The organism is Vibrio sp. Vb0349 (genome assembly GCF_033338975.1).
The window spans coordinates 27,912-48,101 of the sequence record NZ_JAWOTS010000012.1 but is presented as its reverse complement, the minus strand read 5'-3'; the positions used below and the strand labels follow the sequence as shown (position 1 = coordinate 48,101).

Genomic DNA, 20,190 nt, shown 5'->3' with positions numbered 1-20,190 from the left:
ATGGAACGATTGGAAAAGCAGTTAGCACTTGTAATCGAGCTCGATAAACTCAAAAGCATTTTGCGCCGAACTCGAGTTAAAAGTGCTGAAGGGCGCCTCGAAAATAGTGGTGAGCATAGTTGGCATGTCGCACTGATGGCAATATTGATGGAAGAGCATGCGAATGCACCTGTTGATATTTGCCGAGTGATGAAAATGTTATTGATACATGACGTAGTAGAGATCGACGCGGGCGATACCTTTGTTTATGATACTGCTGCGTCTCAAGAGCAAGCAGAAAAAGAAATTAGAGCTGCAGAGCGCTTGTTTGGTATGTTACCCAGCGATCAGGAGCAAGAGCTATTGGCGCTTTGGCATGAATTTGAAGCCGCGCAGACCGATGATGCTAAGTATGCAAAAGCACTCGATCGGTTAATTCCAATGCTCTTGAACTACCATAATAATGGTCAGAGTTGGAAGGAACATGGTGTCTCACGCGAACAAGCACTTACCATTAATAAACGAATTGAATTTGGCTCTGTTACCTTATGGGACAAAGCGAAAGAGTTGATTGAAGAAGCCACAGAGAAAGGTTGGCTGAAATCGTAATAAAGGAGACTGAATGTCTTATTTGCCTTTGGACGAATACCAAAGAAAATGGATTTTTACGCATCAGTCGATGCCTGTGCCAGAAGAAGATTTGGCTTTTATTAAGCCGATGAGCCAAGCCCGCTCAGCACAATTTTGGAAAGAAAATATCAGTGCTCAAAGCCCTGATATGGATAGACTAAGTTCCCAAGACTGGCCAATGAACGAGGCGAATTGGTCTGAAACTGTGGATTGGATGGCTGCGTGGGAGTTGGATGATCCTGACATGCCAGCGGAAGCTGAGGCACATATCGATTGGCAAGACGATGTGACCGTTTACTTTTGCTACGAGAAGTACAATGTCATCGAAACGAAATGGTCTATTTTTAAAAAGCACTGGAAGAACTTTCTCTTTTATGACGATGGTCCGATACTAATAGGACGTCGCCGTTCGCAAGCACTTTGGTTTGATTCAAAAGGCAATGTGAAACTCGGTGTTCGTCAATAACGAGTTATAAAGCAAAGCCACCTTTTCGAGGTGGCTTTGTTTTTCTAAAGGCTGGATAATGGACTCAACACACCGCCAGCCCCGCGCTCGATAACGTGAGTATAGATTTGGGTGGTATATACACCCAAGCTATAAGTGATTGTTTTTACTGGTTGGTATTATGCACCAACTAAAGTGGGGCGCTGGTGGGACAATTCAGAATTATTTATGGTTCAACGGATTAAAGTTCGCGTGTGAAGATTTGAGCATTAATTGTAGTAACTCATACTCGAGCTTAAAAATCCGCTGGTTAGTCACGATAAAGTACGACAGAATCGCTTGGTGATCACAGTCGACCTACTGGTATCGTATGGACAAAAACGCGCCAATAACTTTTCTAATTTAGCAAAATATAAATTAGTTCAAGTATGGAAAATCTATTAATAGTAGTCAAATTCGCTACACCACTACAGATCTATCTAATATGCAATTAATTACTGTGATATCATGTTTGTTACTATGTAGCTATAGAGAGTAAAACATTGAGTGTATTCAAGCAGATTGTTGGCGGTATCGAGTATATGTATCCCGCTTTTAAGTTTCAAAGTGCTCAGTACGCTAAGAATATGCTTGAGGATGGTCAAGTTTACTTAGCTCGTATATCTGACTTTAGAGACCCTGACAAGCACGGTGGAGCAATACTTGATAATCAAGAGGGACAAGTCTCGTTAATCAATGCTATCAAACCGAGTCAATGTACTGGAGGCTATACTTTTGATGGCATGGATTTGTACCCTGACCGAATAGACATCTCAGTTGATGATGCTTATGTATTTTGCTGTACGAAGTACTTCCTTTCGGACTCTTTAACATGGGCTATGAATGAAGAAACACCTAAAGACTGTTGTGTTCTTATTACTGATGTCGAGGAATATATTAAGCGTATATCCGAAGCCCATAAAGACATACTGTCCTTTGATGCAGCGTTAGAGTGCCAATATATTGGACGTGAGATTGAGGTTAAATCTCAGATGCCATATGCATTTACTCAACATTTTATCAGCAACCCTAAATTAGCAGGCTTTGTGAAACCTGATAGTCGTAACTACAAGGCACAGAGAGAGTTAAGGCTTATGTGGTCTCCCATACATGGTCAAAACTTAGGAAAAGGTATTGCTAAGAATGTTGATGTTACTGACTTGCTTATTCCTGTTCACTTTGAAGGCTTTGATAAAAACTTTTCTAGTTTTTCTTCTAATTCAGTCGGCGCTAGCATAATCACTAAAGACGGTAGTCCTAGTCCTACCTACCGATTGACTATACCTGCACAAGTGCTTACGCCAGTCATCCATGGTGGTCAACTTGGGTTCATGAATACAAACAATACGTTGATTGGAGCTGAAGTGCGTAATGCTAATGTAGGTATTCAAATTGGTGGTAATACCCCACCAATAATATGTAATGTAGCTTTAGAAAATGTAGAGCGTATTGATATTGTATCTACCTAGGCGATGTTCTTGGTCTTTATGTAGCTATCTATTTAAGTGATTCTATGTTGTGGTGGAATAGTATATGTGGCCTCTTGGGTAACAGAAAAAGCATTGCATTTAAATAACTTTAACTAGGATTAGTTGGTAAAAAACAGTAGTTACATTTCCACCCAAACTAGAAATGGGGCAATTCTTTTCCGCACATTGAAATGCACATCATAATCAGAATGGCCTTATTTATTTGAAGCCATGATCCTATTTAAGTATTCGATCTGCTCATGCGAGTGTGACTTCATGAATCTTCCGTAAACACGTTCCAACATCATCGTGCTTTTGTGTCCCATCTGCTCTGCGATAAAAGAGAGGTTTGCCCCTTTGGTGATCAACCAACAAGCGTAGGTATGTCGAGATTGATATGAGCAGCGATGGCGAATGCCAGCTCGCTTAAGTGCGCGTGACCATAGTCGATTGTATGTTGTCGTTTTATAGGTCTCACTCGTTTCTTGACCATTACGACGTTCTGGAATGAACACGAACCGAACGCTTTCCTGGCGAAAGGTATTTGATCCTTTTACTTCCACAAAAATATCTCTCACCGGGCTAAACATGGTTAGCTCTCTTTGAGATTTAAGGGCGAGTAGCGCAGGCTCAAGTAGGTGAATTGTTCGCTCTGACTTCTTATTCTTCGGTGTTGTGAACTTCCGTTCAATCGTAACGTTGCGAGTCACCTCGATTGTCCCTTTATCAAGATCAACATCTTCCCACGCTAATGCACAGAGTTCACCAGTTCGCATGCCAGTGTAAATGGCTAAGGTGAACATATTACGCTGCTGTAAGTTTGTCGTTGATTCTATTAGCTGGTGGAACTCTTCTAGTTCTAGTGGGTCCGGTTCACCAGAGCCACCACTCAGCAACTCAACATGCAGAAATGGGTTGTCATCGATAAATTTTGATTTCACTGCTAAATCAAAACATCGGCGCATTAGTTTGATCATGTTATTGATCGTCTTTGCGCTTCGTGGTCTTCCATTTCGAGTAGGGGAGTCGACCATTAACTTTTGGCACTTTAGTGCATCCATAATCGTGATGGTGGAGATAGTACGTTCCTCACCAACAAACAAGCAGCATGCTCTTGCGGTAGTGCTCAATACATAGAGTGACTGCGAAGCCATAGTCGTTTTCTTCAATTGAATATAGTCATCAAACAACTCACGAACAGTAAGGTTCTTACCACGCTGTTCTGGAGTCGCAAAGAGTTGCGCTTTCTTTGATGTTGGGAATCGAGATAAGTAATCAAATGTGCCTAATGAAATTTCAGAAAGTATAGAAGCGCGTAGATGGCTAGCTTTTTTTAAATTACCTTTGGTGACTTCCCAGCCTTTTAGGGTCTCTCGACAACGCATCTCGCGGTAAGTAAAACTAATGCGGATAGACTTACCGCGGATTTCTACACCTTCTGGTGTGTTCATTATGCAACCCTTTCTCTTGCTGAAAACTCATCGATGGCAACACGGTCATACTTATAACCTTTACCACCATCACTACTCTTACCGGACGACTTTTTAAAATGAACGCCTTCAATCCAACGAAACTGACGATAGTCTTTGATTTCATTGGTCGACATGCCTGTTAAATCAATTAAAAGGTCCTCTTTCACCCAACGGCTAGGTTCTAATTGAATCACCGTAAATGTTCTCATCGGTAAACTCCTATATAGTTGAATTGAGAGAAGAGCAGGGCAACCACCTTACTCTTCTTAATTTGGTGGTTGACGTGTTAATAGCAGCGAAGTAGTGACAGATAATGTAAGTTAATGAGGGCCATTACTTCACTCCACCAGGATATCGATTGAAGTTCAGGTTCTTACGACCACCTTTCGTTACGTCCTGATTACAAAAATAGAAAGCGGAACCTAACACGGGTTCATTTTCCATAATTGCTGCTAGTTCCTGCTCAAACTGCACATCATTCATTCGTTGTTTGACGGCTGAGTCCTTGGGTTGCTCTTTTGGTAAACGCGTACCTGTTGGGCGAAGTTCCATCACACCATCAACCGCTCTGTTGATCTCTTCTTGTGTCATGCTCATCGCGAAATCCTTACATTACTTGTGCTGCATCTCTGGCGAACATGTTTAGAAATTGATTGGTGAGCGAGACATTGGAAGGGCACTCTCGGCTAATGCCCCAGCCGTTGCTCTCATTCTCTGGTTTAATCAGAGTTAGGTTGATCACTTCACAACCTAGCTGGTGACTAAAGTAAGGGGCCGATGTCGTGACCTGCCCGAATTGAGTATCGATGGTTGCCGCCATAGATATTTCCTCGCAAGATACGCCCCCTTTTAGAAGAGGGCGCCAGATTAATTAAGAGCTAAACGAACCAATGAAGGTATCAATTTCGATCCCGCCGTCTTTAAAGCAGGCTTGAAGCTTGGTTTGGAACTCTTCGCCCATCTCTTCTTCGTGTTGTTCCAGCTTCTTGATACGAAGGACTAGGGTTTCATTACCGATTGTGCTCATGCGCATTTCAAAAGTGCGCTCTGCTAAGCCCAAGTAAGGCACACACGTGAACTTAAACACCGCAGGCATTGGGAACTCTTCTTTGGTGCGAACCGCAACAGACTCGTATTCAGATTGATGGTGGCTGAAGTCATCTACATTGGATTCTCGCCCAGCCTTAGCTTCAAACTTCATATTGCGAATAGCCGCAGACGCGACAGAGTTCTCGATGACTTCTCCAGTGGTCGAGAAGACTTTAACAAACTCGCTGTAGTCTTCGACCCACTCAGCCAGTTTCTTTTGGCCAAGGCGTTCTTCGTTGATGTTTAGTAGGGCGTTAAATGCCGCAGTGCGGCGCAGAATCAAGTTTGCTTGATGCTTACAGTGCCCAGGGAAGTTATGAGTACCAAGATCGAAAATAGTTACTGCAGCCATACGTTCAGCATTGATAAAGCACTGATTGCCTTCGGTTTGGTACTCTTCGTGGTAACGCACAAACTCGTCGATATTTGCCGTCTTCATTGTGCCACGGAAATAATTGCGGTTTGGCATGAACTTCTCTAAGTCATGCAAATCGAAGGACTCAGGTAGGGCGGCAACAGGGAATCCCGCTTTCTCTAACTGTTTTAAAAACTGCGGTGCATTCGATGATTCTTGGATCTGCTGGATTGCTGATTTATCCATTTATTTATTCTCTCTTTGAGTGAGTTGCTGGTGGAGTGGGTTAGCCGCGTACTTCGCGCAGGATGCCTTCTTCAATAACGGCTTGGCCGTGAATATCTTCTTTTGGTCGGTCGTAGGTAAGTTTGCCGCCTTTGCCTACGTACGCGATTGAGGTGTATTGGAAGTCTTCTGACTTGGTACCGAATCCGGCTTTTGGCTCTTTTACCGACATGTTAACGGTGATTTCGACCATTTCGTTGTTGGTACCCATTGGTTTGAGCTTTAGATCCATCTTCACGTTTCCCTGCTTATCGCTGTAGGACACAGCTCGGGCTACGTTAGATAACGCCAAACCGACGACATTGGAGACAACGCCGCCGTCCAGTTCCTGCATCAGTTTTGGGAAGTTAGTAGTGCGGTCCTCAAGACTGAGGTTTCCTGCTTCTTGGTTAGACATGTGATTTCCTCGCGATCCACGTTTTGTGTATCAATAAAGTACACAAACTGTGTTTGTTGTGTCAACACGTTTTGTGTACTTGTTTTGTTTGGGCCAAAAAAAACGCCAAGCGGCGAGTTAAGAAGCAAAGAAATCTGAGGAGATAGTTGTATTTAAATGGACAAGAAACCGCCGGACGGCGGTATGAATAAATTAAAGCTGTTTAGATACTTGGTTGATGCATTGCAATAGGTTATTTGCGTTGATAGGAGTTAACACTCGGTCAGGAGACCTCGTCCAAAAACCGAATAACTTACCGTAACGCGAAATAAAGGTTACTTCAGTACGAAAACTACTGTAACGACCGAGAGTTAGGTCTTCTAACGACTCATTACTTTTTGCCTTATCAGATGCTGTTATTAGGGTTTCTCTAAATACCTTAAGATCATCTGGGTATAGGTGAAGTAAAATATAGTTAACACCATATTCATCGCTTACTGTCACAAAAAGCTTCTCTCGGTCGAAAGAATTAGAATAGCCAGTCTTTATTACACTGGAAGTCGAGGTTAATGTGCAGTTAGTGATACTCCCTTGTCCTGCTGTGTTTAACTTGGTCACTAAGTCCAAAAAATCTTGATCGCTATATATCGGGTTATTTATTGGAGTAACTTCTGACTGAGCGTTAGCATTAGTTTCTGGCGTACTAACGCAGCCAGTAAATGATAGCATCGCCAAAGAAGCGGCCATCATTTTTAAATACTTCATTTGTATGTCCTTATAGCATTACTGAATACCAGAATACCCGTCCAACAATAGTGATTTTTTGTTCTAACACTTGCGCTTCGGTGTATTCACGAGCTGGATATTCTAACTCATTGAAGCTGTATATTCTGAGGCCACCACCGGGTAGTCGGTATAACTTCTTGATAAAAAGCTCACCATTGTGGTTGATGGCAAAAATTTTTCCTTCCATGAGTGTTTTGTTACCACAATCAATACCCACAGTAGAGCCATCAGGTAGAACAGGTTCCATACTGTTTCCATGGACGGCTACGCAGACAGCGTTCTCGGGTGCTACGTTGTAGCGACGAAGGGTGGATTTAGCAAAACGTAAGCGGAAACCGTTGTCGTGCTCTAAGTCGTTTACGAATCCATTTCCGGCAGAAAGTTTTATTTCAGATAAGAATGGCACTGCTACTTCGTCATCCCCAATAGGAGTCTTGCTATCCCAAACCTGCATATTACCGAGAATCTCTGCATTTGCTTGAGGCTGTTTCTCGATATTAGAGCTATCACCAAACAGTAGAGCTTTTGGTGAAATGTTTAGAGCGTTGGAAATTGTTTCGGCGTCGTCCAAACTGATGCTTCTTATTCCCGATTCATAATTACTGATACGCGAAGGCCCCCACCCACATTTAGTGGCTAGGGCTCTCTGGCTAAGGCCTTTCTCTTCTCGGAACTGCTTAAGTCGCAGTCCTATCTCAATTTTTTTTGTCATAAGAAAAAATTTAACACGCTCCGTGTGTGTTGTATGCACACTTTTTGTGTTTACTTGCCAACACGAATCGTGTACTTTTGCTGGTGGAGGGAACAACATGAACAAAATTTCAGAATATCGAAACAAAGCAAAGGTCAGCCAAGCAGGCTTAGCAAAAACTATCGGCGTAACACCATCAACGATCGGCAATTACGAGTCGGGTATCCGTAACATCAATGTCGAGATGTGCTGGAAGATAGTTAAAGCACTTAATCAGCTTGGTGCTGAATGTACGTTCGATGACGTATTCCCAGACCCGCAAGAAGATTGTGGAACAGAAGGGCAAGAAGTTAAACCACCAATCAAAGGAGCAAATGGTGAATAAGAAAGAGATGGTGAATAAAACCATTGCAGGCGTCACTGGTGGTAAAGAGGCGGTTGCTGCGGTTCTCGGTATGTCGATCGACAGTTTTAACAATCACCTATACGAGAAGAAGGGTTCTCGCTTTTTTAGTGTTGATGAGCTGGTGGAAATGGCTGAGCTAACCAACACCCCATATGTAGCAGAGTACTTTGCTAACCGTGTTCATTGCATGGTGGTAGAGCAACCTGATGTCGCAGAACTGGATACCGTGGATATGTTCGATTGCCATTTACACCTTAATGCAGTGAAAGGGCTTTTGGATAAAACCATTGAAGAAGCAAAAGCAGATGGTGTGTTTGATGCTCGCGAACGTGCGCTCATCGCTCAATTGAAAACGGAATACCACGCGACTTTCGAAGCCTTCATGCTGAAGCTCGATGCGTTGTATGCGGAGGTTGTATGAAAACAGAAATATTTTGGCAAACCGTTTCACAGATGGCAGACATCACCTGCAGCTCGGCAAAGCTAATGGTGGCGCACGGCCAATCGTCAGAAGTCTACGAACGTGAGCAAATTCAGCTGTTGAAAGCAAAGTGCGAACGTCGATTACGAGTAATAGATGAGGAAGTGGCTTTAAACCGCGGCAACGGTCTAAAGCCGGGTTGTGATGATTCTCGCGAGGAACAATCACAGCTCACTCAGTCACCAGCAAAGATCACGGAGGAGTGATGGAAAGAATAACACTCAATTATTCATTGTGGTACCACCAAAACCAGTTTTACAAGGTGGAGAAGGGGCAGGGCATCATTCTCACCCATGATGAATTAGCAGATTTGTTTGAAGCAAAGCGCATTTACGTAACTGCTGTTTATAAGGGGATGCTCCGTGGCTAAAGAACGTATCGAGCGAGATTTCTATCCAACACCTTCTTGGTGTGTGAAAGCCTTATTGGACTGCATCGAGTTTCGCGAGGGTGATGTTATCTCTGAGCCTTGCCGTGGTGATGGCCGTGTAACGAACGAGCTACCAGGTGGACACACTATCAAGTATGCGGAGCTGGCCGAAGGTATTGATTACCTAAACCCTAAAAAAGGCATGTCTGCAGATGTGATCATTACTAATCCACCTTTTAGTTTGGCGTTGGAGTTTATCTCAACGGCTATGACCCGCGACCTACGGCATGACGGCACCATGTGCTTCTTGCTTCGCCTCTCTATGTTGGGCAGCAAAGGTCGTGCAGATTTCTGGCGTTCTTTCCCTTGGACAAACCTACTGATCCTAACACCGAGACCATGCTTTGTTCATGGTGGAAGCGATAACTCTGAGTATGCATGGATTTGTTGGGATAGAGGAAACCGTATTAAGCGCCCTGCGTTCTGGACGTTGAAGAAAGAAGAGGTGGAATAATGTCAGTTAAGGTAATGAGCTACGTTTGGGACATTCCGAGTTTTAAAGGTTCTGATAAGTTGGTGATGCTTTGCCTAGCTGACCATGCGGATGATAGCGGCCTTTGTTGGCCGTCTATCGATACCATTGCTCGTAAGTCTGGTGTTTCACCTACCACCGTTAAATCGACACTTAAGAAACTGGAAGCTGCCGGATGGTTATTCAAAAAGAACCAATTCAAAAAGGCGGATACAGGTCGCTTAGTCCGTTCAAATAATCAGTACCAGTTGCCTGTGATGCTTTTGAAGAAGAAAGCAGATGAACAGACAGATTTTGAACAGTCGAATTTCGTCTGTTCAAAAGTCGAACGTTCGAAACTCGAACAGACGAAACAACCTGAGGGGGTAGGTCAAATTCCGGCTGGGGGTAGGTCGGAATCCGGCTATAAACCACCAATTGATCCACCAATAGAACCATCAAGTAAAGATCTTGCTCCAAGCGAACCGCTCGAAGCCGAACCAGCACTGTTTGAAATTCCTTTGAACAGGAAAGGGCTGTTTCATGGAGTAACTCAACCAGACATCGACCGCTATTCGGATTTGTTTGGTGCAGTGAATGTTCGTGCTGAGCTGAAAAAAATGATCGCTTGGTGCGATGCCAATCCTCGTAAGCGGAAAACCAAGCAGGGCATTGAGAAGTTTATTCAAGGTTGGCTTGGCAGAGAGCAAGACAAGGGGCGTTATCTGCCACCACAGCAAGGTGATGCTTCAGTGGATACTCAGGACGAAGTGACCGTGATTCAGCGTGAAGTGGCTTTGCTAGAGAGCTCTATCAACTCAGAAAATCAGCGCATGTTGTACTTGATTGATGCTAAGCGACCTCAACATGAAGTGGAACCATCAAAGCGAAAGATCGCAGATTTGTCGGCCAAGCGCAGAGAGTTACTGGAGCGTGTTGCGAACCTAGAGGCGGTGTAGGAGGGCGAGAATGGCAAGTAAAAAGGATTTGGTTGATGTAATGAAATCTCGTCGTCGGCTTTGGACTCCGAGCGAGCTGTGTGATGAATTAGGTATTCACGTTTGTGACTTAGTTAGATTGGTTAAGGCGGCTCGCCGTTCTGGTGTGGATGTCCGGCATGAGAGTAGTGAACTGACGGGGTTCTCGAGTAAATACTGGTTAGCGGAGGGAGTCGAATGTTAAGTATCAGCACCCAAACAGAGATGACAATGAGTAGTCGAGAGATTGCGGAACTGACAGGTAAGCGTCACGACAATGTTCGACGCACTATAGAAAGTTTGTGGGACTTGTCTTTAATTTCGGTCACTCAATTTGAGGAACCGACCGTAGGCGGAGGGAAGCCAACGAGGGTTTATCATGTTAACGAAGAAGGCTCTTACATCGTCGTGGCGAGACTATCTCCAGAGTTTACCGCGAAAATTGTCAAACGATGGCAAGAGCTAGAAAAGCAGTCTCAACCACAAGTTCCTCAAACTTTTGCTGATGCTCTTCTGCTTGCGGCCAACCAAGCCAAAGAACTGGAAGAAAAGAACCAGGCATTAGCTATCGCAGCGCCAAAAGCCGAGTTTGCAGATGCTATTGCTGGAGCGGATAAAGGTGTGAAGCTTGGTCAGTTTGCTAAAACTGTAGGCTTGGGGCCTGTTACTATTTTCCGTGTACTTCGAGAGTTAAAGATCTTTATGAGCCGTGGTGACTCTTACAACTTGCCGTATCAGGAGTTTGTTGAACGTGGCTACTTTACGGTGAAGCAGGGCACTTACGAAACAAACTCCCAAACTCGGATCAGCCACACAGCATTGATTACCGGAAAAGGGGAATTCTGGCTGCGTAAAAAGTTGCTGGAAACAGGTCATTTAAAGGCGGTGGCAGCGTGAGTCAGTTAGAGAAGTTGTTATTGCAGCATATAAGAGCGTTGAAGTTGGAAGTACCTATGTCTGAGTATCGATTTCATGAGACACGTAGATGGCGCTTTGATTTTGCCTATCCTGATCAGCTACTGGCTATCGAAGTAGAAGGCGGAACTTGGAGTAATGGGCGCCATAATCGAGCAAAAGGTTATGAAGCAGATTGTGAGAAATACAATACGGCAGCATTGAGAGGTTGGACTGTTTTGCGTTTTACCGGAGAAATGATCAAAAAGGGGTTGGCGATACAGATGATTGAGGAGGCATTAAGTGATTAAGGTAGATATCGATATTGTGCCCACTCTTAACGCTGCGGTGATCGCTCTGACACCCAATACTCAATCGTTAAAGTCATTGCTGGTGGACGGTAAGATTGGTTTAGTGTCACCAGCACAGCAATTGGTGCCGGAAGAGAGGCAAGCCTTAAAGCCAACTGATTCGAGTCTCGTGGCGTTTTTCTCTCATGAGGAAGTGCAAAGCAGAATCGGTCCAACGCATCAGTTTGTTGATTCAATCAACGAATGCCAGTTAAAGGACTCGGGTTACTGCGACCACAATTTAAAAACTCGTAAAACGGGTGAAGGCGCGGTAAGGTTATGCTGGCACCATGATCTTCAAGGGGACAGTGACCCAAACCTTTACTATCACATTGCCCGAATGAACAGTGTCGTCCATGGCCTTCAAGCGGTGTCTCGCCAGTTACATGGTTACCAAAAGCCGATTACCGATGTTGACCTCTGCTGGTGGGCGGTACGAAATGGTGTGTATGAACTGCTTCCGCAATCCGTTATAGATCGTCAATTCAAACGAGAGGCTACGGCTAAGCGAGCAGGTGTTAAGGGCAACATTGATACTGATGCCAGGTATGTTGTCGAAAGCCAGCGCGACCAGCTCAAGCGATTAGCAAAGCCTGTACTGAAGTTGGTCATCGATGACGATCCACCAGCGATGTACCTAAGAAAACCTAAGCCTATTCGATGGGAGAGCGAGAAGTATCTTTCGTTCGTCCGAAAGTTACCCTGTCGCGTATGTGGTAAAACGGCTGGCATAGCCCATCACTTAATCGGCCACGGCGAAGGGAAGATGGGAAGTAAGGCTTCGGACATGTTTACCTTCCCGTTATGTAATGAACACCACCAGCAACTTCACCATGATGTGAATGCCTGGGAACGGAAGCACGGCGATCAGCTCTGGCATGTGAAGGAGACTATTAATAGAGCGCTGGTGGTGGGGGCGGTGGGGTGAGCTACCTTATTTAAGAAAGATTGGCTGCTGATGCAGCCAATATAATATTATTGCTTATTTACAGGTAGTAGACCCTTATTAGCTAGAGTTCAGCTATCGACGAAAACATAGCTACAAAGAAATAAATAAACAATGTTGCTTGAATTAAAATGGAGAATGATTGTACTTGAAGACTTTTTATTTGGCCTATATATACAATTTGAGGGTTATCTTTCTCCTTTTGAAAATGACGCTGAGCAAGCCAACGAACAGGCTTGGGAAATAGAGCAAGATATTCTGACAGTATTCGCTCAAGCCTAACTCCTGTTTCAAGAGATATACCCCAAAACTGCGCTCCATCTTTAATTTTACTTTCTTCCTCTTGATACCTCTGAAGATGCTCTAGAAAGGTCACGTTCACCGCTTCAGAAAGATCCTGAGCCATTTTACAGCGTAATCCTATTATTTTTCCAAAAAGCCCGAATACACATGAAAGGCATAGTACGTAGCCACCATGGACAATTCCATCACGCCCTAAAAACTCGATAACACTACTTATGTTAGCTATCAAAAACGAAGCTATGGCTCCAGTAGCAACCAGCAACCAATTATTGAGATTATCTAAAGAACTAGTAGTTTTTAATGTAGCCACGAACATCGATGAAACCATGGCATTCTCTGTATTTTCTCTTGCCAAACGATTCCATTCACGCAAAGGCTTTGTTCTTTCATCATCTTTCATATTTACCCCTAAAAAATAGAAATTCTAATGCTTATTAAACGATTCAATGTGAAAATTATGCAGTCTATTAAATTATTATATAAATTAATTTTAGTCGTAACCGATCCCTCAATTGTCACAGATACTAGAAGAGTAATTGTAAAAAGAAGAGCTAGGCCGTATCTTTCTGATGTGTATGGTTATATTGAGAACTAACAGTATGGCGCTAGAAGCAGGTGGATATGCAGAAAAGCTTGGCAACAGGTATGAGTCTAATTGGATTGCATATCAGTTATTACAGCTCTTACAAGAAAAGATAAGTTATGTGACTGTAGAGCCTATTGGGGATGATGAAGTCGGCGTTGACTTGGTCATAGGCAATAATGATGGCTCACACGAACACCATCAGTGTAAAGCAAGCTCTGGCAATAGCGAATACTGGCACTTATCTAAACTACATAGTTCAAACATTTTAAAAAACGCAAGTTTCCAAATCGGTCGAGGGGCTACAGAGTTTCACTTGGTCTCACCACTTTCGAACAAAATAATCAGCGATTTATGTGAAAGTGCGTTGAACAGTAATGCAATACCGTTTGACTTTCTCGAGCATCAAGTAAAACAAAGTCAAGAGAGAGAAAAGTGCTTCAGTTCTTTATGTGAATACCTTGGCCTATCTATTGGGTTAGAAGAAGATATCCGTAAAGCAATGCTGTTCTTACAACGCTTTAAGATTATCCGTTATGAATTGAATAAACATAATCAAAATGACCTAGAAGACAAAGCTTCATCTCTGTTCAGTGGTAGCAGTACTAAGTTAGTCCAGTTCCTTAAATATTATCCAGTTGAATATAATAAGTTACGCAACAAGATTACTGCGAACCAGTTGTTAAATGATTTAAAAAACGCTGGGTTTGTTGCAAGAGGGATACCTCAAGACGAAAGAATACTTTCGGTTGTTGATAACCTTTCCAAAGAGTTTGATGAGTCAATCCAACCATTTTTGATATGTAATCAGCTTATTAAACGAAAGGAGTTGGATAACATTACCAGTTCTTTAGAAGAGAATCCTGTAACTCTGATTAAAGCTGAAGCAGGAGTTGGGAAAAGTTCATTACTTCTCGAACTTCATAATTATCTTCGTAATAGTGGGGCCATCAGTGTACCAGTGAGGCTTGACCGACGAAATCCAGCAGATAGTCTAGATGTATATGGAAAATCATTGGGGTTCCCATACTCGCCACCTTTTAGTTTAAATGCGTTATCAAAACACAACAAAGTAGTGATTATATTGGATCAACTCGATGCTATCCGCTGGACTGGCGCGCATTCTAATATAGCTTTGCACATCTGCCAGGAATTAATAAGGCAAACAATTGCGCTACGTAAAGAAGGTGCTGACATATCAATTGTCTTGGCTTCCCGGGATTTTGAGCTAAACGAAGATATCGCTTTATCAAGTTGGCTAGATAGCATTTCGGAATCATTGCATGAAGTCACATTATCTACGTTAGATGAGGAAAAAGTAGACGAATTAGTCTCGCCATTTGAGAGGTACTCAAATCTTTCCTCCGTAAAGAAAGAGATTCTTAAGATACCGTTATGGCTTGGCATATACCTAACTATTGCGCATCGGACGCAGGCTGCCCCTAGGTTTGATAATAAATTAGAGTTAGTTAAGAATTTTTGGGATGATCGATTAAGTCAAATCAGTGCCCATAACTTATCGGTTGAAGAAGCAGAGAGACTTATTGATAAGCTAGTGGGCTTAATGATGAAGCATGGTTGTTTATCTGTGTCATTGAGCTCTCTTCCTATAGGTTCTCGGTGGGCATTAGAAGTATTAATGTCAATAGGAGTGTTAACTAAGCAAGATCAACGCGTAAGTTTTAGGCACCAAGCATTATATGATTATCAAGTAGGTTCCAAGTTATATCGGGCAGGAAGTGAATCATCAGAAAAATTGCTATCTGTACTTGGAGGCTTTGACAACCAAACTCTAGATAAAAGAGAGCACCTCAGGTATGCGCTAAACATGTTACTAGACGCTAGTCAGAAAAATTATTGCTCTAGCATAGAGGCTGTTTTATTTAGCGATAAAATTCGTTTTCACCTCAAATTCTTGGCTCTTAATTCACTAAAAGACCTCAAGGTAATAAAAGCACCCGCTAGAAAGCTTATCAATAAGTTGGTTCAAACTAGTGTACTCAAAATGAAGTTTATCTCTACTAGTTGCTTTAAAAACCCTGAGATAATCGAGTATCTAATAGAGAGTGGCTTTTTGGGGCGCTGGCTTAGCAGCTCCGACGAAAAGCTAGTGGATGCTTCGATTGGTCTTCTGAGCTCTATTTCTGAAACTAAGCCTGACTTAGTGGTCGCAACTTTGCGCCCATATGTTGATGTTTCAGATAGTTGGAACCAAAAAATATACAGTAGCCTGTGTTGGAAGATTGAAGATGATTCTAATGATATGTTTGAGTTGAGGAAAGATCTTCTTCAAAAGAATTGCCCAGCAAGCTATATAGATTGGCGAGCCCTTTCAAAAAGGCACCCCCAACGAGCATTATCTTTGATAGAGATAGTTTTAGAACATTACCGAGAAGTGATTTGTAAACATAGGTATTCTGCAGAAGCTAGAGCTCATGAAAAGTTAATGCAAAGAGGCAACTGGTCATCAACTGAGTTAAAAGACATTATGGGTGTAGCTGATGTGATTCCAGAGGCCGTAATTAGCAGGCTGCTAAAGAAGGTAAATGACATTGCTGAATCACAACCAAATCAAGAAAGTGTAGTTTTGTGGTTACATAAAGACGAATCGAGTGATTACGATCATGACAGCCGTCTTACATCTGGATTGTTCTCGTTAATCGAAAGAGCTGGGGATAAGTTGGGTTCTGATCCTAATAGGTTGCAGGAGTTAGTTAGACCATACCTCTCGAAATCCAATCCAGTGACAGTACACTTGGTTGCGCGACTATTGCTGAGCCTCTCTCAGAATAAGTCTGATAACGTTATTGACTGGTTGTTGGCTCGTCCAGAATTACACTTGTCATGTGGGAATACTTACCGTGAACCTATCTGGATTCTACCGGGGAAGTTAATCGAAAAATTCTCTGTGAATTGTAGTTTAGAAAGGTTTACTGCCCTTGAAAAATGTATATGTAGTTTAAAGAGTCACAATAGCCTAGATGATGTTAGAAGGAAACTTGAAGTTAGAAAGTGGGGAGCTTACCCAAGCTATTGGGGGCAAGCTCAACATTTTTTACTGCCTAAACTGGACCCAACTAGATTAGCCAAAAGTACTCGTGAACTGAGCGACATATTAGCTAGGAAGTTTGAGTCATATTCATATCTAGATTTTTGTTCTAAATACGAGTCAGTTGGTGGCTGTATAACTTCTCCATTGCCATTGGGGAATAAGTTATCGGACAAGTCTTGGACACGCTTAATACTCACTCCTGAAGAACAATTTAATGGAATGAGATGGAAGCAAGTAACTGATGATCTAGTCGCTGAATCAAGTATAAGGCATTTCTCTCAAACTCTTGAAGGTGCAGTTTTTAATGAGCCTATAAGGTTCGCGAATCTTGCATTGTCGTTACCTCGAGATATAAATGCCCAATACGTTAGTGCGTTTTTTCGAGGGCTAGCTAACGGTAGTAAAGAAAAAGTCCATGCCGACTATAAAGAGGACTGGGTTCCTTGTAGTGGTATCCTATTGGACAGGGTGGTTTCTTATTTCCCTCATAGTGAAAGTGAACACGCTTTGGTTAGATTACTTGACTGCCAGTCGTTAGCTTCGGATTCAAAGGCCTTTAATTTATTGTTTCAGCAAGCTCGTTGTGCGAAGGACCCAGAGTTAAACAAACTGAATGTTTGGAATTCAGACAAAGGTCGTTCAGCAGACGATGCGTCAGCTAAATCTCTGATGGATAACTCAATAAATTGTGTTCGTGGGCAGGCATATATAGCGATAGCTAGGCTTTTTGTAAAAAACGAATCGCTTGCTGACCAAAATAAAGACGTAGTTGAGCATGCGATTGGAGATGAACATCCTGCGGTCAATATGTCTGCTTTAGAGTTACTGAAGCCATATCTCAATTACGATAACTCATTCGCCCATGCCAAGTTTATCGAGTTATGTACTAAAGATGTTCGGGTTAGTGGAGGGTATGGTGCTCACTACTTTTTTAATCAAGGGTTCGAGAGTGATCATGTAAATGAATACGTTGAGCTTGTTCTACGAATGTTAGCTTCTCAATATGTGGATATTAGGCAAGAAGCTGCTAGACAGATCTACGCCCGTTGGTTTTTCAATGATCTATTTGAAGATGAGCTAGCATTGGTTCTCAAAGGTAGCAAAGAGCTAAGAAGTGGCTGTTCTTCTGTTCTCTCTCAGTTTTTAAGAGAAGATAAATACCATGATCGAATTAGCAAGATTGAGCCGTCATACAGAGCGTTAATAAACGATGACGAAAAAGATATCTTGCAAAAGGTGGGGGCGTGTATTCAGCATGACAACTATTGGTCAAAGCACAATTCAACTGTGTTATTTGGTGAGTTTGTTAAATCTAAAGCAGTAAGGTACTGTATCTACGACCTTTTTAGAAAATTGGAAAGCTTTCCAGGTATGCTTGTCGATATGAGTGACTCCTTATTAGATCTCGTCAAAAATATCGTTGAAGTGGATAAGAAAGATGAGTCTTTCAACCATCGACATATGAATATTCGCGAATCTTCTCTTCTAAGTGTATTGCAACGTCTTTACGATGAAGCAACAGAAGATGAAGATGATGAGGCAATAAGTACTTGTTTAGATATTTGGGATGAGCTGTTGAACTCGGAAATTTATACAGCGATGAATGCAGTTAAAGAGCTCGACAATGGTTTACTGTCTTAGCTGAAACTCATTTAGTTTAAGGTGTGTAGCGAAACAGACTAGATTGCTGGTGGTTGGGGCGGTTGATTGAGATGTGTGCATTATTGTGAATCAATAACGAAAAAACGAGGTTATCCCTCGTTTTTTCGTTATTCATGAACTCGAGCTAGCTATCATCACTCGTGATAACCTCGAACCTTGGGAATTTTTTGTTAGTGTGCATACGAAGCAGGCGATTTTGTTCTTCAACCCAGTTTTTCATAACTTCAGCAGACACCAGAGTATCACTATTCGATACAAAGCTATCCTCAAAGGCTAGATCTGTTGTGTAGCCTTTTTGCTCTGAACCTTTAACAAAGACGCTCAAACGGACATTGTTTCCAGAAGCTTCATCTGTATTTTTCATAAGTTAACCTTGCTGTTTATAGCATTAACGTTAGTGTTTGGGTTCATCAAAACCTTCAGCTAGAGTTTCAAAACTTTCGGGTACAGTAGGAATACTCATCTGATTCAGTTTTACTACAAGAGACTCTAGCACAGTGTAATACAATCCAATGAGTTTACTCAAGACTATCAAAAATACTTGATCTTTATCGATATCAAATTGATTTGCATGTCTACTCGTTAGCACTAGTACACCATATGGTACTTCAGAATGACCAATTCTTGTAATTGGAACTGAAACAAAAGAGCGATAGATTATTTTTCCATCCACTTTTTCTGTTTTTAGTTCGGAACTCGATTCAACGTCGTTGCAGAACTTAACCTCACCTTGAACAAACGCTAGTCCGACGTGCCCCATTCCAGGTTTCCAAGGCCTATCACGCCTGTTGATTCGGTCGTCACAAAACCTCGCTTTGCAAACTAATAAGTCCTGAGACTTTTTGTGTTGGTATAGGGCAATATTATATAAAGAGTCTGATTCATATCCGAATAGGTCATCTCTAAGACTAACCAAAGGCCAGATTAGCTGTCTTTCTGCCCTAGACTTAATTTCGGTAAGGGCAGCATCAAAGTCAGGGGCATCTTTAAGCAATGCACTTTTATCAGATTCTGAGCCCGTTAACAAAACATCTTCAAATTCTTTCAGCTCTCGAATTGAATTCTCTACTGTTAGCGAAGTGAAGTGCAAACAATTCTGTTGGTACAGCTTTAATCTGTCGGTTGAAAGGAGTGAATCCCTAACGCTATTGTAATTTTCCCCTATTTTAAGATATTGCTGCTCAATAACTTCCAAATCTTCCAAAGAATGAGACCTAGCATTTTCAGTAAAACTAATTTGTATAAAGAATATTATTTGGAGCAAAGTGCAAACTATTGCTACCAATATCATAAAGACACTTAAATTAGAATCGGTTTCCTTTGACAAGAACTCTGCTACCCAAAGACTAAGAAGAACCGGATATAAAACAGTTGAATAGATTCTGGCAGCTAGCGCTGTTGTACTAGCTAAGCTTAAAGATGATTCTACCGAAGACTGGGCTCCTTTTTTTAATCTTTTTAGTGCTTCTTGTGGCATTACGTTCGTTCTCCTTGTAATGAGTATTGCGTGCACCTTTAAATAAGTATATGACATTATAATCATAATGGTTTGATTTTTATATCTATTTACTGGGAGTTTACTTAAGGTTTGATTTACAACCAAACCACGTTGTTCTTAGTATCTTGGTCGGCGTTTTTGTCTAGGTAGTGTTTCACTTCACCATCATAGAGCAGGATGAAACACTTTCCGTTTAGGTAAGTCCCAACGAGGTAGTGGTTTCTCGGAATGGTATAAACAACTTTATGCCCGTCATCATCAGAACACAGCGCACACACGTCCATTATCTTCAGGCGCCTTACACCTATAACGTTGCCCACTTCCATAAAGCCGCCAAAAGGGATGGTTTTCCAGTCGCCATTAGTTATTAGCACCGATACGTTATCCTCAGTGCTATCGCAATCGCATGGACCATCAGGACCGATTCGGCAGATGTGATGTCCTACTAGGCGTTGAATCGTTTTGTACATACTTCAAATTAAGCGCTATACTGTATTTATATACAGTATATATCTATGTGATCATGTTTCCAAACTCGTAC

At 42.2% G+C, this 20,190-nt stretch carries 26 protein-coding genes; 14 read left to right on the top strand and 12 right to left on the bottom strand.

The window, feature by feature from the left end; all coding sequences use genetic code 11:
- The 3 genes from R7Q47_RS14565 (at position 1) to R7Q47_RS14550 (ending at position 2,562) form a co-directional block, all read left to right on the top strand.
- The gene (locus tag R7Q47_RS14565; RefSeq protein WP_005376917.1) at positions 1–588 is read left to right on the top strand and encodes an HD domain-containing protein; all 588 of its coding nucleotides are present in this window, start codon (positions 1–3) and stop codon (positions 586–588) included.
- A 13-nt stretch (positions 589–601) separates the two neighbouring features.
- Positions 602–1,075: a DUF2947 domain-containing protein gene (locus R7Q47_RS14560; RefSeq protein ID WP_154204471.1), complete on the top strand. Its 474-nt coding sequence runs from the start codon at positions 602–604 to the stop codon at positions 1,073–1,075.
- A gap of 521 nt (positions 1,076–1,596) precedes the next feature.
- Complete coding sequence (locus R7Q47_RS14550) at positions 1,597–2,562, top strand: hypothetical protein (RefSeq protein WP_318089218.1); 966 nt, start codon at positions 1,597–1,599, stop codon at positions 2,560–2,562.
- Positions 2,563–2,777: 215 nt separating this feature from the next.
- On the opposite strand, the gene R7Q47_RS14545 is transcribed toward R7Q47_RS14550, so the two are convergent.
- From R7Q47_RS14545 to R7Q47_RS14510, 8 genes are all read right to left on the bottom strand, one after another.
- Positions 2,778–4,013 (bottom strand): site-specific integrase, encoded by a 1,236-nt coding sequence (locus tag R7Q47_RS14545; protein WP_318089216.1) that lies wholly within the window; start codon positions 4,011–4,013, stop codon positions 2,778–2,780.
- On the bottom strand, positions 4,013–4,243 hold the full coding sequence (gene xisR, locus R7Q47_RS14540) for an excisionase family protein (protein WP_137282197.1): 231 nt from the start codon (positions 4,241–4,243) through the stop codon (positions 4,013–4,015). Before xisR ends, R7Q47_RS14545 begins: the two co-directional genes overlap by 1 nt.
- A 124-nt stretch (positions 4,244–4,367) precedes the next feature.
- Positions 4,368–4,631 carry a hypothetical protein gene (locus tag R7Q47_RS14535; RefSeq protein WP_140087543.1) on the bottom strand — a complete coding sequence of 88 codons (264 nt, stop codon included), beginning with the start codon at positions 4,629–4,631 and terminating at the stop codon, positions 4,368–4,370.
- Positions 4,632–4,641: 10 nt separating this feature from the next.
- The gene (locus R7Q47_RS14530; RefSeq protein WP_140131135.1) at positions 4,642–4,854 is read right to left on the bottom strand and encodes a hypothetical protein; all 213 of its coding nucleotides are present in this window, start codon (positions 4,852–4,854) and stop codon (positions 4,642–4,644) included.
- Between the two features lie 51 nt (positions 4,855–4,905).
- Positions 4,906–5,724: a DUF2303 family protein gene (locus R7Q47_RS14525; RefSeq protein WP_318089215.1), complete on the bottom strand. Its 819-nt coding sequence runs from the start codon at positions 5,722–5,724 to the stop codon at positions 4,906–4,908.
- Positions 5,725–5,764: 40 nt separating this feature from the next.
- Positions 5,765–6,160 (bottom strand): hypothetical protein, encoded by a 396-nt coding sequence (locus R7Q47_RS14520; protein WP_318089214.1) that lies wholly within the window; start codon positions 6,158–6,160, stop codon positions 5,765–5,767.
- Between the two features lie 192 nt (positions 6,161–6,352).
- Positions 6,353–6,904, bottom strand: coding sequence for a hypothetical protein (locus tag R7Q47_RS14515; RefSeq protein ID WP_140144383.1), 552 nt, complete (start codon positions 6,902–6,904; stop codon positions 6,353–6,355).
- Positions 6,905–6,914: 10 nt separating this feature from the next.
- Positions 6,915–7,637, bottom strand: a complete 723-nt coding sequence (locus R7Q47_RS14510; RefSeq protein WP_140144385.1) for an XRE family transcriptional regulator — start codon at positions 7,635–7,637, stop codon at positions 6,915–6,917.
- Between the two features lie 97 nt (positions 7,638–7,734).
- On the opposite strand from R7Q47_RS14510, the gene R7Q47_RS14505 reads away from it, so the two are divergent.
- Genes R7Q47_RS14505 through R7Q47_RS14460 form a run of 10 tightly spaced genes read left to right on the top strand, consistent with a single transcriptional unit; the run spans position 7,735 to position 12,533 of the window.
- Positions 7,735–8,001, top strand: a complete 267-nt coding sequence (locus R7Q47_RS14505; RefSeq protein WP_140144387.1) for a helix-turn-helix transcriptional regulator — start codon at positions 7,735–7,737, stop codon at positions 7,999–8,001.
- Complete coding sequence (locus R7Q47_RS14500) at positions 7,991–8,443, top strand: YmfL family putative regulatory protein (protein WP_318089213.1); 453 nt, start codon at positions 7,991–7,993, stop codon at positions 8,441–8,443. Before R7Q47_RS14505 ends, R7Q47_RS14500 begins: the two co-directional genes overlap by 11 nt.
- The gene (locus tag R7Q47_RS14495; protein WP_140087547.1) at positions 8,440–8,709 is read left to right on the top strand and encodes a hypothetical protein; all 270 of its coding nucleotides are present in this window, start codon (positions 8,440–8,442) and stop codon (positions 8,707–8,709) included. The genes R7Q47_RS14500 and R7Q47_RS14495 overlap by 4 nt, the downstream gene beginning before the upstream one ends.
- Positions 8,709–8,873, top strand: coding sequence for a hypothetical protein (locus R7Q47_RS14490; RefSeq protein ID WP_318089212.1), 165 nt, complete (start codon positions 8,709–8,711; stop codon positions 8,871–8,873). Before R7Q47_RS14495 ends, R7Q47_RS14490 begins: the two co-directional genes overlap by 1 nt.
- Positions 8,866–9,387, top strand: coding sequence for a DNA methyltransferase (locus tag R7Q47_RS14485; protein ID WP_318089211.1), 522 nt, complete (start codon positions 8,866–8,868; stop codon positions 9,385–9,387). Before R7Q47_RS14490 ends, R7Q47_RS14485 begins: the two co-directional genes overlap by 8 nt.
- On the top strand, positions 9,387–10,343 hold the full coding sequence (locus tag R7Q47_RS14480; protein ID WP_025500534.1) for a helix-turn-helix domain-containing protein: 957 nt from the start codon (positions 9,387–9,389) through the stop codon (positions 10,341–10,343). Before R7Q47_RS14485 ends, R7Q47_RS14480 begins: the two co-directional genes overlap by 1 nt.
- A gap of 10 nt (positions 10,344–10,353) precedes the next feature.
- Positions 10,354–10,566: a hypothetical protein gene (locus tag R7Q47_RS14475; RefSeq protein WP_318089210.1), complete on the top strand. Its 213-nt coding sequence runs from the start codon at positions 10,354–10,356 to the stop codon at positions 10,564–10,566.
- Positions 10,560–11,258 carry a phage antirepressor KilAC domain-containing protein gene (locus R7Q47_RS14470; RefSeq protein ID WP_318089209.1) on the top strand — a complete coding sequence of 233 codons (699 nt, stop codon included), beginning with the start codon at positions 10,560–10,562 and terminating at the stop codon, positions 11,256–11,258. Before R7Q47_RS14475 ends, R7Q47_RS14470 begins: the two co-directional genes overlap by 7 nt.
- Positions 11,255–11,566, top strand: a complete 312-nt coding sequence (locus R7Q47_RS14465; RefSeq protein ID WP_318089208.1) for an endonuclease domain-containing protein — start codon at positions 11,255–11,257, stop codon at positions 11,564–11,566. The genes R7Q47_RS14470 and R7Q47_RS14465 overlap by 4 nt, the downstream gene beginning before the upstream one ends.
- Positions 11,559–12,533 carry a DUF968 domain-containing protein gene (locus R7Q47_RS14460; protein ID WP_318089207.1) on the top strand — a complete coding sequence of 325 codons (975 nt, stop codon included), beginning with the start codon at positions 11,559–11,561 and terminating at the stop codon, positions 12,531–12,533. Before R7Q47_RS14465 ends, R7Q47_RS14460 begins: the two co-directional genes overlap by 8 nt.
- A gap of 82 nt (positions 12,534–12,615) precedes the next feature.
- On the opposite strand, the gene R7Q47_RS14455 is transcribed toward R7Q47_RS14460, so the two are convergent.
- Complete coding sequence (locus tag R7Q47_RS14455; protein WP_318089206.1) at positions 12,616–13,254, bottom strand: hypothetical protein; 639 nt, start codon at positions 13,252–13,254, stop codon at positions 12,616–12,618.
- A gap of 199 nt (positions 13,255–13,453) precedes the next feature.
- Between R7Q47_RS14455 and R7Q47_RS14450 the strand changes: the two genes are divergently transcribed.
- Positions 13,454–18,130 carry a hypothetical protein gene (locus tag R7Q47_RS14450; protein ID WP_318089205.1) on the top strand — a complete coding sequence of 1,559 codons (4,677 nt, stop codon included), beginning with the start codon at positions 13,454–13,456 and terminating at the stop codon, positions 18,128–18,130.
- 145 nt (positions 18,131–18,275) lie between these two features.
- Here the strand turns inward: R7Q47_RS14450 and R7Q47_RS14445 are convergent, their stop codons facing one another.
- The 3 genes from R7Q47_RS14445 to R7Q47_RS14435 all read right to left on the bottom strand — a co-directional run bounded on the left by R7Q47_RS14445 (position 18,276) and on the right by R7Q47_RS14435 (position 20,119).
- Positions 18,276–18,515, bottom strand: coding sequence for a hypothetical protein (locus R7Q47_RS14445; RefSeq protein WP_318089204.1), 240 nt, complete (start codon positions 18,513–18,515; stop codon positions 18,276–18,278).
- 30 nt (positions 18,516–18,545) lie between these two features.
- Positions 18,546–19,628, bottom strand: a complete 1,083-nt coding sequence (locus R7Q47_RS14440; RefSeq protein WP_318089203.1) for a GAF domain-containing protein — start codon at positions 19,626–19,628, stop codon at positions 18,546–18,548.
- A 116-nt stretch (positions 19,629–19,744) separates the two neighbouring features.
- The gene (locus R7Q47_RS14435; protein WP_318089202.1) at positions 19,745–20,119 is read right to left on the bottom strand and encodes a hypothetical protein; all 375 of its coding nucleotides are present in this window, start codon (positions 20,117–20,119) and stop codon (positions 19,745–19,747) included.
- Positions 20,120–20,190 lie beyond the last annotated feature (71 nt).